Origin of the sequence: Kitasatospora cinereorecta (genome assembly GCF_024172095.1) — a bacterium.
Taxonomy (GTDB): Bacteria; Actinomycetota; Actinomycetes; order Streptomycetales; family Streptomycetaceae; genus Kitasatospora; species Kitasatospora cinereorecta.
This window is the reverse complement of the sequence record NZ_JAMZDX010000003.1, coordinates 1,316,269-1,331,190: the sequence shown is the minus strand read 5'-3', so window position 1 is coordinate 1,331,190 and position 14,922 is coordinate 1,316,269. Positions and strand designations below refer to the sequence as shown.

At 70.9% G+C, this 14,922-nt stretch carries 15 protein-coding genes; 9 read left to right on the top strand and 6 right to left on the bottom strand.

Going from position 1 to position 14,922, the window contains the following annotated elements; all coding sequences use genetic code 11:
* Positions 1–95: 95 nt before the first annotated feature.
* Positions 96–857 carry a 3-hydroxybutyrate dehydrogenase gene (locus FHR36_RS19405; RefSeq protein WP_253798965.1) on the top strand — a complete coding sequence of 254 codons (762 nt, stop codon included), beginning with the start codon at positions 96–98 and terminating at the stop codon, positions 855–857.
* Positions 858–1,005: 148 nt separating this feature from the next.
* Positions 1,006–1,539, top strand: coding sequence for a GNAT family N-acetyltransferase (locus FHR36_RS19400; RefSeq protein ID WP_253798962.1), 534 nt, complete (start codon positions 1,006–1,008; stop codon positions 1,537–1,539).
* 54 nt (positions 1,540–1,593) lie between these two features.
* Here the strand turns inward: FHR36_RS19400 and FHR36_RS19395 are convergent, their stop codons facing one another.
* The 5 genes from FHR36_RS19395 to FHR36_RS19375 all read right to left on the bottom strand — a co-directional run bounded on the left by FHR36_RS19395 (position 1,594) and on the right by FHR36_RS19375 (position 5,596).
* Entirely contained in the window at positions 1,594–3,174 is a 1,581-nt protein-coding gene (locus FHR36_RS19395) for an asparagine synthase-related protein (protein WP_253798960.1), read from the bottom strand.
* 88 nt (positions 3,175–3,262) lie between these two features.
* A complete protein-coding gene (locus tag FHR36_RS19390; RefSeq protein WP_253798957.1) occupies positions 3,263–3,421 on the bottom strand; it encodes a hypothetical protein in 159 nt (52 codons plus the stop codon).
* Positions 3,422–3,978: 557 nt separating this feature from the next.
* On the bottom strand, positions 3,979–4,827 hold the full coding sequence (locus FHR36_RS19385) for a helix-turn-helix domain-containing protein (protein WP_253798954.1): 849 nt from the start codon (positions 4,825–4,827) through the stop codon (positions 3,979–3,981).
* Positions 4,828–4,863: 36 nt separating this feature from the next.
* Positions 4,864–5,382 carry a DUF6879 family protein gene (locus FHR36_RS19380; RefSeq protein WP_253798953.1) on the bottom strand — a complete coding sequence of 173 codons (519 nt, stop codon included), beginning with the start codon at positions 5,380–5,382 and terminating at the stop codon, positions 4,864–4,866.
* Entirely contained in the window at positions 5,357–5,596 is a 240-nt protein-coding gene (locus tag FHR36_RS19375) for a hypothetical protein (RefSeq protein ID WP_253798952.1), read from the bottom strand. Before FHR36_RS19375 ends, FHR36_RS19380 begins: the two co-directional genes overlap by 26 nt.
* A 240-nt stretch (positions 5,597–5,836) precedes the next feature.
* Between FHR36_RS19375 and FHR36_RS19370 the strand changes: the two genes are divergently transcribed.
* The 6 genes from FHR36_RS19370 (at position 5,837) to FHR36_RS19345 (ending at position 12,365) form a co-directional block, all read left to right on the top strand.
* A complete protein-coding gene (locus FHR36_RS19370; protein ID WP_253798951.1) occupies positions 5,837–7,180 on the top strand; it encodes an MFS transporter in 1,344 nt (447 codons plus the stop codon).
* A gap of 118 nt (positions 7,181–7,298) precedes the next feature.
* On the top strand, positions 7,299–9,221 hold the full coding sequence (locus FHR36_RS19365) for a helix-turn-helix domain-containing protein (RefSeq protein ID WP_253798948.1): 1,923 nt from the start codon (positions 7,299–7,301) through the stop codon (positions 9,219–9,221).
* A 150-nt stretch (positions 9,222–9,371) separates the two neighbouring features.
* Positions 9,372–10,142: a lipoyl(octanoyl) transferase LipB gene (gene lipB, locus FHR36_RS19360; RefSeq protein ID WP_253799443.1), complete on the top strand. Its 771-nt coding sequence runs from the start codon at positions 9,372–9,374 to the stop codon at positions 10,140–10,142.
* 143 nt (positions 10,143–10,285) lie between these two features.
* Complete coding sequence (gene lipA, locus FHR36_RS19355) at positions 10,286–11,239, top strand: lipoyl synthase (RefSeq protein WP_253798945.1); 954 nt, start codon at positions 10,286–10,288, stop codon at positions 11,237–11,239.
* Positions 11,240–11,372: 133 nt separating this feature from the next.
* Complete coding sequence (locus FHR36_RS19350) at positions 11,373–11,525, top strand: hypothetical protein (RefSeq protein ID WP_253798943.1); 153 nt, start codon at positions 11,373–11,375, stop codon at positions 11,523–11,525.
* A 141-nt stretch (positions 11,526–11,666) separates the two neighbouring features.
* The gene (locus tag FHR36_RS19345; protein WP_407660847.1) at positions 11,667–12,365 is read left to right on the top strand and encodes a DUF4191 domain-containing protein; all 699 of its coding nucleotides are present in this window, start codon (positions 11,667–11,669) and stop codon (positions 12,363–12,365) included.
* Positions 12,366–12,506: 141 nt separating this feature from the next.
* On the opposite strand, the gene FHR36_RS19340 is transcribed toward FHR36_RS19345, so the two are convergent.
* Entirely contained in the window at positions 12,507–12,974 is a 468-nt protein-coding gene (locus tag FHR36_RS19340; RefSeq protein WP_253798938.1) for an RDD family protein, read from the bottom strand.
* 259 nt (positions 12,975–13,233) lie between these two features.
* On the opposite strand from FHR36_RS19340, the gene glnA reads away from it, so the two are divergent.
* Entirely contained in the window at positions 13,234–14,646 is a 1,413-nt protein-coding gene (gene glnA, locus FHR36_RS19335) for a type I glutamate--ammonia ligase (protein WP_253798936.1), read from the top strand.
* The last annotated feature ends 276 nt before the right edge of the window (positions 14,647–14,922 follow it).

Below are 14,922 nucleotides of genomic sequence, written 5' to 3'. Positions count from 1 at the left end.
TCCGCCCGGATGGCGGCGACCACCACCGGCGGGCGGTGGTCTGTGGAGGCGGACCACATAGGAGCCGGAGCCGGGAATTCCTACCGTTCTCGGCCATGGACACCACTACAGCGCCGTCCCTGCGCGGCCGCACCGCCCTGGTCACCGGGGCCGCCTCGGGCATCGGCCGGGCCTGCGCCGAGGCCTTCGCCGCGGCCGGTGCCGACGTCTACGTCGTCGACCTGGCCGCCGGGCCCGCCCGGGAGCTCGCCGAGCGGATCGGCGGCGCCGCGTATGTGGCCGACCTGGCCGACCCGGCGGCGGTCGACGCCCTGCCGGACGACGCCGACATCGTCGTCAACAACGCCGGCCTCCAGCACGTCGCGCCGCTGCACGAGTTCCCGGTCGAGCGCTTCACGCTGATCCAGCGGGTGATGGTCGAGGCCCCGTTCCGGATCCTGCGCCGCACCCTGCCCCACATGTACGAACGGAAGTGGGGACGGGTCGTCAACATCTCCTCGGTGCACGGGCTGCGGGCCAGCGCCTTCAAGTCCGCGTACGTGACCGCCAAGCACGCCCTGGAGGGGCTCTCCAAGACGGTCGCCCTGGAGGGCGCCCAGTACGGCGTGACCAGCAACTGCGTCAACCCGGCCTACGTCCGCACCGCCCTGGTGGAGAAGCAGATCGCCGCCCAGGCCCTGGCCCACGGCATCCACGAGGACGAGGTGGTGGAGCAGATCATGCTCGACCGCACCGCGGTGAAGCGGCTGATCGAGCCCGAGGAGGTGGCGCAGCTCGCGGTCTGGCTGTGCACCCCCCACGCCTCCTACATCACCGGCGCCAGCCTCCCCGTGGACGGCGGCTGGACCGCGCACTAGACCCGCCCGTCCGGCATTCCACGCTTCACGGGTGGCCGAGCCATGCAGCTACCGCATGCTGTGCGCGCGGCGCCTTTGCAGGTTTCGGCGTGTCGGCCACGCCTTCGCCCGTAGGCTCTGAACCGGGTGTGCCGGAAGGAGGGCTCTGATGTATCAGATGCGCCTGGCGACCAGCGCTGACGCCGATCCGATCGCCGAGATGGTGCGCGCGCGTTCCGCATGGCTGTCCGCGCGAGGGCTTGGCGAGTGCGCCGACATGGCGGAGGAGTACGGATCTCAAGCCGGGAACCCGGACTTCCCCGTCTGGGTGCTGGAGCACGAGGCTGAGGGCGTGGTCGGCTGCACCTCGCACTTCGGCAACGAGGCCCTACCGGAATGGGCGTTCACCAGCGAGGAGCGGGCCGAGTCCACCCTCTTCCTCGCGACCACGTTCACCGTCCCGAACCCCCACCGGCTCGGCCGGCTGATCGCTTGGTGGGCACTGAACCGGGCCGCCGAGCAGGGCCTCGCCTGGGTCCGTCGCGGCACAGGGCAGGAACAGCTTTCCCGTTACTACCAGGAAGGCCAGGGCTGGGAGCTCCTACGGGTCGTCGACCGGCGCGAGGCAAAGGTGTTCTTCCTCCAACGCGAGGCACAGACCGTGCCGGAGCTGGCCGATCTGATGGCCGGCCGCGGGCTGTAGCAGCAAACCCCCCGAGGGCCCGGGCAGACACCCTGCCCGGGCCATCGGGCGTGTTCACCGAAGAGTGAGCGAGGAGTCGGCGAGTAGCGCGAACACGACCTCGTGGTCACCGACGTTCGGGATGCCGGCCTCCAGTCGGGTCGCGACCTGGTCAAGGCCGTTGGGGTCCAGCAGCCGGGTGTCGATCAGCGGGGACCCGTCGGCCAGGATCCGGCGGATGCGGGGCACTCCGTGCCGGCGCATCGCTGTGGTGATGATCTGGTGGAAGTTCTCGGTGATCGGCGGCCGGGCAACCTGCGACGGCATGCCGGTGCGGGAGAGGATCTCCCGCATCACTCGCTTCCCCTGTCGCCACTCCAGCGGCAGCCATTCGGAGAATCGTACGAGCGCCGGGTCGGTGAGCGGATGGGCCGGCCACAGGCCGCGGCGCAGGAACGCCGGACCGCAGACCGTCTTCGCCATCAGCGCGGTCTCGGGGACGACAGCGGCCGGGGTGATGGCCGTGTCGATGTCCGGCAGGAGAGCTCGGGCCTCAGGGCCCAGCCACGGCGGACTTCCGGCCGGCTCGAATCCGCCCCAGCCGCTGGCGTCCTCCGCTGCGGTGGTGGCCATCAGCTCGTCTCCACCAATCCCTGTGAACACTGCCTTGATGCCCTGCTCGGCGAATCGACCGGAGAGAGCATCGAGGGCGTCGGCATAGATGTCGGTGGTCGGAGAGACCCGGACCGACCCGCTGAACCGGGAGGACGGCCCGTACGGCAGGTGATCGGCAGCCGGCACGGTCAGGCTCGACCAGTCGGCGGCGATGTACTCCAGGATCAACCGTCGTCGTTCGGTCTGCTGGGTGCCGCGTTCTGCGTCCAGGATGACCGTTCCGGCGGCTACTCCGGTCCCCTGTGGGGTGTTGCGCACGGCCAGAGCGACGGTGGTGGAGTCCATGCCGCCGGACAGTTGCACCGCCGTTCGGGAGCCGGTCCACGGCAGGTGGCCGACAGCTCGCTCCAGCAGGTCGGTGAACAGCGTGGTCGGGTCCACGCCCTTCTGCAGGGAGCGGGCCCGGGTGTGCTCCGCCGGGTCGGGGAACCGGATGTTCAGCGATCCATCGGCGCTGAAGCGAGCCGTTGCCCGCTCGGTGAGAAGCCTGACGTCCTGCCAGAACGTGGCCGCCGAGTACCGGGCGCGCAGGGCGAGATGCCGGGTGATGGCAAGGTGGTCGAGCCGGTCGGGGTGCTGCTGATCACGAAGGTTCATCAGGTCCCACGACCCGTGCAGGACACCGCGCTCGGCGGCGAGGTACAGCGGGGCTGTGCACGCGGTGCCGGTTGAGACCCTGATGGTTCGACCCGGCTCGATCTCCACGGTGGTCCAGTCGTCGTGGAGATCGCGAAGCTCACGGACAGCCTTGTCGTAGGCGCCAGGTGGGATTGTGGCCACCTCGGGGCGGGTCGGACTCGCGCTGCTCCTTCTGGTGGCGGAGGCGAACACAGTACGTGTGCCGTCGGTGAGTGCGGACTGCTCGGTCAGCGAGTGACCGTACGGCTCGATCCAGGACGTGCCGCATCGCCAGCGGCCGGCGCGCCAGGCCCAGGTCCGGCCAGGGATGTTGTCGTCGTGCGTGATGCGGAGGTGGAACATCGGCAGTCAGCCCTTCGTGCGCCGAGCAAGGAGTGGACGCGGCCCGGCCGCAGCGGACGGAGGTGCCGCTGCGGCCGGGTAAGGGCTGTCAGACAGCCGTGGTGTCGTACGTCTGGACCGAGTCGCTGGACCCGGCGATCTTCTTGTACGAGTAGCGGTCGGTGGTGTCCATGACCTCGTACGCGGGCTCGTCGGCGAAGATCCGGCCGGCCGCCTCCAGCAGCATTCGCTCGTCGGTGATGTTCACGCGCGTCTTCCCTTCACCTGGTGTGGAAGTGCCCCTCCCGCCATCTGTTCGCAATGGCGGGAGGGACGCGGCACGGGCGGGATGCCCATGCCGGCGCGGCCCGTGGGTGTGCCTGTGAAGCCGGGCCGCTGGTCCTGCACCGCCGAGTCAGGACCTTTGGTCCGCTCGGCTCGGCGGAGTCGTGGGGCGGAGACCGCCCTGGCACCGCGCCCACCCTGTGAGAGATGGGAGTTGAGGCCCGCCAGGCGTGTCGCTTCTCCGGCCCGGCGGGATTCTTGGGGCCCTCAAGTGGCTGGGCTCGCCTGGACTCTCAGGTCGGCGAACACGCCGGCCGGCTCGGACTGGTACCGGCGAGCCGGGCGATGACGCGGCTCGTCTACACACGCGCTCCCGGTTCGGGAAGAAGATCGTCGGAAAGCGCTGTGGCGTTGGGATCCCTGTCGAGGATGGCCTGAGTCATGTCATCTTCCCCCCGTATCAAGGCGTTTGGCGACGCTTCAGACGGTAGGGACGGGGCCGGTCCCGCCTCTATGAGGTTGCGAGTAGTTGCGCAAGCATCACCCGAGGGTGTCAATCGCGGCCGCGATCACCGCTCGCGCGTTCGACCCGTACACGGCCATCCGGGACAGCTCGGTGAAGGTCCTGGCATACATCGCCACCTCATGCGGCTGGGTGAGCTGGAGGTAGCCGGAGGCGAGCTCGACGGACGTCTGCGCGTCGTCGAACATGTAGAAGTCCTCGGCCGGCGACCGGAGTCGCTCATGGCGGAACGGGATCACCCCGAGGCTTACGGCCGGCAGCGTGCTGATCGTGATCAGGTGGCCGAGCTGGCCGGCCATCGTATCGGCGTCGCAGACACCGCCTCGCAGGACCGCCTCCTCGACGACAAGAGCGAACGTGCGCCCGCCGGAGAAGAGCATGCGCTGGCGGTCCATGCGGGCCTCGACGGCCGCCTCGACATCGTCCAGGGTGCCGCGGGAGCGCTGCACCGCCTGGAGCACGGCAGTCGTGTACGCCTTCGTCTGGAGCATGCCGGGCACGACACGGCTGGCGTACACGCGAAAGCCCTTGGTGCGTTCGTAGAGCGGCAGGACGGACTCTTGGGCCTGGCGGAGGCCGGCCCGTTCCATGCGGCGCCACTCGACGTACATCGAGTCGACGGCGCGCGACGAGGCGATGAGGTCGGCGGTCTGGTCCTCGGCTCCGCATGCCTCGCACCAAGCGCGGATGTCCGCCTCGGACGGGGCCGCCTTGCCGTCCTGGATCCGGGACGTCTTCGCTGGGTGCCACCCGCAGCGCGCAGAGAGCTCCCGGCCTGTGATGCCGGCGTCCTTGCGGATGTCCTGGAGGCGGACGGCGAGCGCCTTGCGCGCAGCGACGACGCTGGACGACGGGGTGTAGGCCATGACCGGGAGCTCTGTGCGGGGGCTGGGGTGCGGTGATCAGACGTTGTACTGGTCGTGCGGGACCGCCCTGTCCCAAACAGCCTCGAATGCTTCGGCGCACAGCTTGACGGCCACCGGGTCCTCGGTCAGCTCGCCTCCGAGGGAGTCCCCGTCGCCGGAGAAGTGGCCCCACCGCACGATCCTGCCGTCGAACAGCCAGAAGTCGTTGCCGGGCAGCGCGATGGTCGAGGCGTTGCGGCGAGGCAGCCAGCGGACCTGCTCGCCGGCCGCCACATTGGGGAAGGTGACGTCGTACTCGTACCGGATGTAGTCGCTCACCGGCTCGGAGACGATGCGAGCGCGGCGGACCTCGACGCCGCGGCCGGTGGCTTCGGCGATCACGTCGAGCCAGGGGCGCCACCAGGACTGTCGGTCGTTCGGGTCGAGGCGGTGCCCCGCCTTCCATTCCATGAAGGCGGGGTCGTCCTGCATGTAGCCGTCACGCATTTCGAGGTGCAGCGCGGATCGCCGGGTGTTCCGCAGCAGTTCGTCAATCCTTGCCGCGCTCGGCGACATCGCACGCCTCCCTCATGGCCCGCGCCAGTCGAGCGGGCACCCGGACCACGGTCTCGTGGTCGGGAATGTTACCGACGGCCCGGCACTCGTCCTCGGTGGCCCGGTCGATCTTCCAGCCCTGGATGACGAGATCGGACGTCTCCTCGTCGACCCAAATGGTCGGCGAGTCGCCGTCGGGCGAGTTCGGGTCCTTGGCGATGAACCGTAGCGACATGGTGTCCTCCCGTGACCGGAAGTTTCGAGAGCTTGCGCGCCAACCATCGTGACCCCGCAGAGCGGTGCCTGTCCGGCGCTTTCCGGAAGTCGATGGGCATGCGCCCGCCGCGGACCCCCTGGAGCCAACCGACACCATGGACGGCCCGGCTATGTGGCTCCATCACATAGGCCCCTGACCTGCGGTTTCCTACCGTTTGGCGACGCGAATCCCCCTCGTCCCCACCTGGAAGCGGTGACCATGGCCAGCTCCGAAGCACCCCCGAACGACAGAAGCTCGCTGCCACGAGTCGTGGCCGCCAGCCTGATCGGCACCACGATCGAGTGGTACGACTACTTCCTCTACGGCACCGCGGCCGCGCTGGTCTTCGGGCACGTCTTCTTCCCGAAGGCCGACCCGCTCACCGGCACCCTGCTCGCCTTCCTCACCTACGCGATCGGCTTCGCCGCCCGTCCGGTCGGCGCCCTGGTCTTCGGGCACTTCGGCGACCGGATCGGCCGCAAGAAGCTGCTGGTGGTCAGCCTGCTGATGATGGGCGGCGCCACCACGCTGATCGGTTGCCTGCCCACCTACGACCAGGTGGGCGTGGCGGCGCCGCTGATGCTGACCGGCCTGCGGCTGGTCCAGGGCTTCGCGCTGGGCGGCGAGTGGGGCGGCGCGGTGCTGCTGGTCTCCGAGCACGGCGACCCCGCGCGGCGCGGCTTCTGGGCCTCCTGGCCGCAGGGCGGCGCACCGGCCGGCAACCTGCTGGCGGCCGGCGTGCTGTCGCTGCTGACGGGCGTCCAGTCCGACGCCGCCTTCCTCGCCTGGGGCTGGCGGGTGCCGTTCCTGCTCTCCGCCCTGCTGGTGATGGTCGGCCTGTGGATCCGGCTTGCGGTGGACGAGTCCCCGCTGTTCAAGCAGGCGCTGGCCGCCGCCGAGGCCCGCCGGACCGACGAGCAGCCGCCGCTGGTCGCGGTGGTCCGCCACCACTGGCGGGACGTGCTGATCGCCATGGGTGCCCGGATGGCCGAGAACATCTCGTACTACGTGATGACCACCTTCGTCCTCGCCTACGCCGTCGGCCACGTGCACGTCGGCAAGCAGACCGCGCTGAACGCCGTCCTGATCGGCTCGGCCGTGCAGTTCGCCCTGATACCCCTGTTCGGGGCGCTCTCCGACCGGGTCGGCCGCAAGCCCGTCTACCTGGTCGGCGCGGTCGGCGTCGGGATCTGGGCCTTCGTCTTCTTCGGCATGGTGGACACCCGCAGCTTCGCCGCGCTGGTCGGCGCGGTGACGGTGGGTCTGGTCTTCCACAGCATGATGTACGCGCCGCAGGCGGCGTTCTTCTCGGAGCTGTTCGCGACCCGGATGCGGTACTCGGGCGCGTCGATCGGAGCGCAGTTCTCGTCGGTGGCGGCGGGCGCGCCCGCACCGCTGATCGCGACCGCCCTGCTCAAGGACTACGGCAGCGCCACCCCGATCGCGGTGTACGTGGCGATCGCGGCGGCGGTGACGGTGGTGGCGGTGCTCTGTGCGCGCGAGACGCGCGGCAGCGATCTGGCGGACGTCGAGCCGGACCGCGCGGCCGTACCCGTTGCGTGAACCCTCCGGGGGCGGGGAACTGCGCGCGGCGGAAGGCCACGGCCTGCGCCTTCAGCCTCGCGCAGTTGCCCGCGCCCCCTACTGCTCCCTCACCCGATTTGGCACGATGGCCCGCACCATGGACGACCCCCACACCAGTTCCGCCCCCGCGCTGCGCAAGCTGCTGGACCTGCTGGCGACCGGCGCCGCCACCGAGGACTTCGCCGACGTGCTCGCCGAGGCCCGGCGGCAGGGCGCGCCCGCGCACGTGCTCGCCGAGATCGACGACGCGACGTGGCAGGCGCTGCGCGTGCACCGCACGCTGCGCCAGCACCGGCGCCGCGAGGCGGAGCTGACGGCGTTGTTCGACACCGCCGGCGACCTGGCGGCCTCCCGGGACCTGGACGCGGTGCTGCAGGCGATCGTCCGCCGGGCGCGGATGCTGCTGGGCACGGACACCGCGTACCTGACCCTCCCGGACGAGGCGGCCGGGGACACGTACATGCGGGTCACCGACGGTTCGGTCTCGCCGATCTTCCAGACGCTGCGGCTGAGCCTCGGCGACGGCCTGGGCGGCCTGGTGGCGCAGACCGCCCGCCCGTACGCGACGCCGGACTACCGGACGGACGAGCGGTTCCGGCACACCGGGCGGATCGACGAGGGCGTACTGGACGAGGGCCTGGTGGCGATCATCGGCGTCCCGCTGCTGCTCGGCGGGCAGGTGATCGGCGTACTGTTCGCGGCCGACCGCTCGGCGCGGGCGTTCTCGCCGGACGAGGTGGCGCTGCTGTGCAGTCTGGCGGCGCACGCGGCGATCGCCCTGGACACCGCCAACTCGCTGGCCGACACCCGCGCGGCGCTGGCCGGCCTGGCCGACGCCAACGCGGTGATCCGGGCCCACGCGGCGGCGGTGCAGCGGGCCGAGCAGGCCCACGACCGGCTCACCGACCTGGTGCTGCGCGGCGCCGAGGTGGCGGACGTGGCGGCGGAGGTGGCGGCGCTGCTCGGCGGCGAGGTCGCCGTGCACGACGCCGAGGGCGAGCCGCTGACCGGACGCGGCGCCGCCGGCGAGGGGCTGGCCCTGGCGGCGGCGTCGTCCCGGGCCGAGGGCCGGGCGGTGCGGCACGACCGGGACGGCGAGGCACCCGAGGACGAGGTGTGGGTGTGCGCGGTGCTGGCCGGGCAGGAACTGCTCGGCAGCCTGGTGCTGCGCGGCCGGCCCGACCTGGACGACGCGGACCGGCGGATCTTCGAGCGGGCCAGCGTGGTCACCGCGCTGTTGCTGCTGCTGCGCCGCTCGGTCGCGGAGACCGAGAACCGGGTCCGCGGCGAGTTGCTCACCGACCTGCTGACCGCTCCCGACCGCGACCCGGCGGGCCTGACCGCGCGCGGCCGGCGGCTCGGCGTGGACCTGGCCCGGCCGCACGTGGTGCTGGTCGCCGCCGCCGAGGACGCCCCGGGCCGGGAGCGGCTGGCAGGGGCCGCCGCGCGGTACCTGTTCGGCGCGCGCGGGATCAGCGCCGAGCACGGGGACGGCGTCGTGCTGCTGCTGCCGGAGGACGGCACCCCGCCCGGCAGGGCCGCCGCCGGGGCGGCCGAGCGGCTGGCCCGGCTCAGCGGTGCGCCGGTCACCGTCGGCGCCGGTCGCCCGGCCGCGGGCCCGGCCGCGCTGGCGGGCGCGTACGCGGAGGGGCTGCGGTGCGTCCGGGCGCTGCGGGTGCTCGGCCGGGCCGGGGACGGGGCCGCCGCAGCGGACCTGGGCTTCCTCGGGGTGCTGCTGGGCGAGGGGCACGACGTGGACGGCTTCGTCGGGGCCACCCTCGGCCCGCTGCTGGAGTACGACGCCCGGCGGGGCACCGAGCTGGTGCGGACGCTGCGGTCGTACTTCGACTGCGGCGGCTCGCTGACCCGGGCCAAGGACGCCCTGCACGTGCACGTGAACACCGTGGTGCAGCGCCTGGACCGGGTGGAGGTCCTGCTCGGCCGGGACTGGAACCAGCCGGAGCGCTCGCTGGAGCTCCAGCTGGCGCTGCGGCTCCAGCTGCTCGCCGGGACCGGCTGAGGCGGGCCCACCGCTGGGCCGACCGATGGGCCGACCGCTGGGCGACCCGTAAGGACCGTCGTCCCCCGTACGGGCGTACAGTGGCGAGGTTGGTCTCGAACGCCTGGCAAGGAGCAGCGAGCGGTGAGCGAGAACGTGCGCTTCGTTTCGATGGGGATCGGCGAGCGGTCCGTCCCGTACCCGGAGGCGTGGGAGGAGCAGCAGCGGCTGCACGCGCTGCGGGTCGCGGACGAGATCCCGGACACCGTGCTGCTGCTGGAGCACCAGCCCGTCTACACCATGGGCAAGCGCACCAACCCGGAGGACCTGCCGCTGGACGGCACCCCGGTGGTCGAGGTGAACCGGGGCGGCGAGATCACCTGGCACGGCCCCGGCCAGCTGGTCGGCTACCCGATCGTGAAGCTGCCGGACCCGATCGACGTGGTCGCGTACGTCCGGCGGCTGGAGGAGGCGCTGATCCGGGCCTGCACCGACTTCGGTGTGGACACCACCCGGGTCGAGGGCCGCAGCGGCGTCTGGAAGATCGGCGCGGAGATCCCGGGCGCGGTGGTCGACCCCTCGCAGGTGGTGGAGATCGGCAAGCTGACCCTGCGGATGGGCCTGCCGCTCGGCATCGACCCGCGGCTGGCCGGTCCGGAGTACGCGCCGTCCAACGCGGGCCAGCGCGGCGACGACCGCAAGCTGGCGGCGATCGGGGTGCGGGTGGCACGCGGCGTGACCATGCACGGCTTCGCGCTCAACTGCAATCCGGACATGAGCTGGTTCGACAAGATCGTGCCGTGCGGCATCCGGGACGCCGGGGTCGCCTCGCTGAGCGGGGAGCTCGACCGGGAGTTCACCGTCTCCGACGCCCTGCCGGCGGTGCAGCGCCGCCTCGCCGAGGTGTTCGCCGAGCTGCCGGAGCCGGCGCTCACCCGCTGACGGACCCCGCGCCCGGCCGCCGGGCGCGGGAATCTACTGCCCGGTAGGGCTGTTGCCCTGCGAATGCCGGGCGCGGGCCCGGTGAGGGGCCGGAAACCACAGGCGTACCCTGGGGGTACCCCGTCTACTGCTAGGAGCCGCACGTGTCCGCTGTCGCACCCGACGGCAGGAAGCTTCTCCGCCTGGAGGTCCGCAACAGCGAGACCCCCATCGAGCGGAAGCCTGAGTGGATCAAGACCAGGGCGAAGATGGGGCCGGAGTACAACGCCCTGCACTCCCTGGTGAAGAAGGAGGGGCTGCACACGGTCTGCCAGGAGGCCGGCTGCCCCAACATCTTCGAGTGCTGGGAGGACCGCGAGGCGACCTTCCTCATCGGCGGTGACCAGTGCACCCGCCGCTGCGACTTCTGCCAGATCGACACCGGAAAGCCCGCCGACTTCGACCGGGACGAGCCGCGCCGGGTCGCCGAGTCCATCGTGACCATGGACCTCAACTACGCCACCATCACCGGCGTCGCCCGCGACGACCTGGAGGACGGCGGCGCCTGGCTGTACGCCGAGACGGTGCGCCAGGTGCACGCGATGACCGCCGGCCGCGAGGCCGGCCGGACCGGCGTCGAGCTGCTGATCCCGGACTTCAACGCCGTCCCGGAGCAGCTGGCCGAGGTCTTCTCCTCCCGTCCCGAGGTGCTCGCCCACAACGTCGAGACGGTGCCGCGGATCTTCAAGCGGATCCGTCCCGCCTTCCGCTACGAGCGCTCGCTGGACGTCATCACCCAGGCCCGCGCGGCCGGGCTGGTGACCAAGTCCAACCTGATCCTGGGCATGGGCGAGACCCGCGAGGAGGTCAGCCAGGCGCTGGCCGACCTGGTGGGCGCCGGCTGCGAGCTGATCACCATCACCCAGTACCTGCGCCCGTCGGTGCGCCACCACCCCGTGGAGCGCTGGGTCAAGCCGCAGGAGTTCGTCGAGCTGCAGCAGGAGGCCGAGGAGCTCGGCTTCGCCGGTGTGATGTCCGGCCCGCTGGTGCGCTCCTCGTACCGGGCCGGCCGGCTGTACCGGCAGGCGCTGGAGCGCCGCGCGCAGGCCGCGGTCTGAGCAACGGTTTCTCCCGAAAGGGCGGGTCCGACCGGGCCCGCCCTTGTTTCATGCGGTATTGATGGTCAGGTCACCATCCGGTAACACCGGCCGGGGACGATCGGGAAGGTACCCGGCACAAGGAGTGGTGGTCATGCGCACCGGAATCCGTTCCGCCCTGAAGTACGCCGAGAACGTCCTCATCCGCGGCGCCCGGCGCAACGCCTGGGCGGCGGTCTGCGAGAACCGGCGCTGGGCCGAGGACCGGGCGCAGGCCGGCGAGGCGCTGCGCTCGCGCTCGGCCTGAGGCGTTCCTCGCGACCTGAGGCGTTCCTCACGGCGGCCCGACCCGGACCCCGCCCCCGACCCCGCACCTGACGGGTTCAGGGAAACTTCGGGGTCACGATGCGGCACCGCCCTTGGATTAACCATGGGCACCCCACGTACCATGAGCGTTATGGCGAGGGAAACATCCGAGAACCCCGGGCGACTGAAGCAGATCCGCCTGGCGTACCAAATGACCAAGAAGGTCGACACCAAGATCGGCCTGATCATCGCCGGCGTCGGCCTGCTGACCTTCGGCGTGTTCCTCGCCATCGGCTTTGCGATCGATCACCCGATCTACCTGGGCATCCTGGGCCTCATCGTGGCCGTGCTGGCCATGGCGATCGTCTTCGGCCGCCGGGCCGAGCGTGCCGCCTTCGGCCAGATGGAGGGCCAGCCGGGCGCCGTCGCGGCCGTGCTGAACAACATCCGCCGCGGCTGGAGCGCCAACCCGACCCCGGTCGCCGTCACCCGCAACCAGGACGCGGTCTACCGCGCCGTCGGCCGGGCCGGCATCGCGCTGATCGGTGAGGGCAACCCGAACCGGGTCCGCCCGCTGCTGGCCTCCGAGAAGAAGAAGATGGCCAAGGTCGTCGGCGACATCCCGGTGCACGACATCATGGTCGGCAACGGCGAGGGCGAGATCCCGCTGAAGAAGCTGCAGGTGCACCTGATGCGCCTGCCGCGCGCCATCAGCGCGGCCCAGGTCACCGAGACCAACGACCGCCTGCGCGCGCTGGGCGACCTGCTCTCCAAGGCGCCGATCCCCAAGGGCCCGATGCCCAAGGGTGCCCGGATGCCCAAGGGCGGCCAGTTCCGCTGACCCGACCGGGCGGTGATCCGCCCCGGGTGGCCGGTCCCCCACCGGCCGCTCCCCCACCGACACCACGGCCCCGCCGCGATCCACTCGCGGCGGGGCCGTTCGACGTTTCCGCGCCCGGGGGCCGCGGTTGTGCCGTGGGAGCTACATCCGGACCTCGACCGTGCCGACCGCCTTGTCGTGCAGGCCGCGGGAGTCGCGGTCCCAGACGGCGGCCGGGACGACCAGGCAGAGCAGCAGGGTGCGCAGCAGGATCTGCGGGATGGAGGCGCGCCGGCCGTCCAGCCGTACCACCCGCATCCCGAACAGGCGCTTGCCGATCGTCGTGCCGGTGGTGGCCAGGAACACCGCCGTGACCACGTAGAACAGCGGCGTCGTCCACAGATTGGCGTCCGCCCGGTCACCGTGCGAGATCAGCCCGTACGCGACCAGGCTGCACAGCCAGCCGTCGACGAACAGCGCGCCCAGCCGGCGGCCGGGACGGGCCAGCGAGCCCGGGCCCTCCTCGGGCAGGCCGAGGCGCTCGCCGCGGTATCCGAAGTCGGCGCCCATCTTCTCGGCGGCGGCCTTCGGGCCGTCGATCCACGATCCCAACGCTTCTCTGGTGTCCACGAATCCACACTAACCGGGCCTTACCCGCGATCTTCGCCAGCCCTCCCCCCGTCGGGGTGAATCCTCGCCGAACCGTTGCCCCAAGTGGTCTGGACCACTTGGCGAACACCGGGCCAGAAGGGGTGGCGATTTGCCCGGAACCGTACGCCTTTGCCGCCCGTACGGCCGGGCCGGTTAACATTCAGGAAACGGTGGAGTCACCGACCGGAAACGGCCCGTCCCTAACGTGAGCCACCTGACACGCCAATGAGGAGGACGGATGTTCACCAACGCCGACGAGGTGAAGCGGTACATCTCCGACAACGACATCAAGTTCGTCGATGTCCGCTTCTGCGACCTGCCCGGCGTCCTGCAGCACTTCGCGGTGCCCGCGGAGACCTTCGACCCGGCCGAGACCCTGATGTTCGACGGGTCCTCGATCCGCGGGTTCCAGGCGATCCACGAGTCCGACATGGCGCTGGTGCCGGACCTCCAGACCGCCCGCCTCGACCCGTTCCGCAGCGAGAAGCACCTCAACATCAACTTCTTCATCCAGGACCCGATCACCGGCGAGGCGTACAGCCGCGACCCGCGCAACGTCGCCAAGAAGGCCGAGGCCTACCTCACCTCCTCCGGCATCGCCGACACCGCGTACTTCGGCCCCGAGGCCGAGTTCTACGTCTTCGACTCGGTCCGCTTCGACACCAGCGCCAACGCCTCGTACTACCACATCGACTCCGAGGCCGGCGCCTGGAACAGCGGCTCGACCGAGGGCGACGTCCGCGGCTACAAGGTCAAGTACAAGGGCGGCTACTTCCCCGTCCCGCCGGTCGACCACTTCGCCGAACTCCGCGCCGAGATGTCGCTGGAGCTCGCCCGCGCCGGGCTCCAGGTCGAACGCCAGCACCACGAGGTCGGCACCGCCGGCCAGGCCGAGATCAACTACAAGTTCAACACCCTGCTGCACGCCGCCGACGACCTGATGCTGTTCAAGTACATCATCAAGAACGTCGCCTGGCGGAACGGCAAGACCGCCACCTTCATGCCCAAGCCGATCTTCGGCGACAACGGCTCCGGCATGCACGTCCACCAGTCCCTGTGGACCGAGGGCACCCCGCTCTTCTACGACGAGCAGGGCTACGCAGGGCTCTCCGACACCGCCCGGTACTACATCGGCGGCCTGCTCCGGCACGCGCCGTCCCTGCTCGCCTTCACCAACCCGTCGGTCAACTCCTACCACCGGCTGGTGCCCGGCTTCGAGGCGCCGGTCAACCTGGTCTACTCGCAGCGCAACCGCTCGGCCGCGATCCGCATCCCCATCACCGGGTCCAACGCCAAGGCCAAGCGCATCGAGTTCCGCGCGCCCGACCCGTCCTCCAACCCGTACCTGGCCTTCTCCGCCATGCTGATGGCCGGCCTCGACGGCATCAAGAACAAGATCGAGCCGCTCGAGCCCGTCGACAAGGACCTCTACGAGCTGGCCCCCGACGAGCACGACGCCGTCCCCCAGGTCCCCGCCTCCCTCCCCGCCGTCCTCGAAGCCCTCGAGGCCGACCACGAGTACCTCCTCGCCGGCGGCGTCTTCACCCCCGACCTGATCGAGACCTGGATCGACTTCAAGCGCACCAACGAGATCGCCCCCATGGCCCTGCGGCCCCACCCGTACGAGTTCGAGCTCTACTACGACCTGTAGGAGCGCCTCCGACCTGCGGAAACGCAGGTCGATCTCTCACCGTTTCCGCAGGTCAGCACCTCGCTGACCTGCGGAAACGCCGGCTGACCAACTCGCGCCCAAGGCTCTGGGACTCGCGATGTGAACCGAGAGTGCACTGAGTTCGATCTCGGCATGAGTTCTGAGTAGTGCCTGTCGTGGATTCCAGGCCACTACCGCGTACCCGCCATCGGCGGCCAGGACCCCACAGGCGCAGGACGCCGAGGAGAAGACCCCCGGGTCGATGTCTCGGTGGCC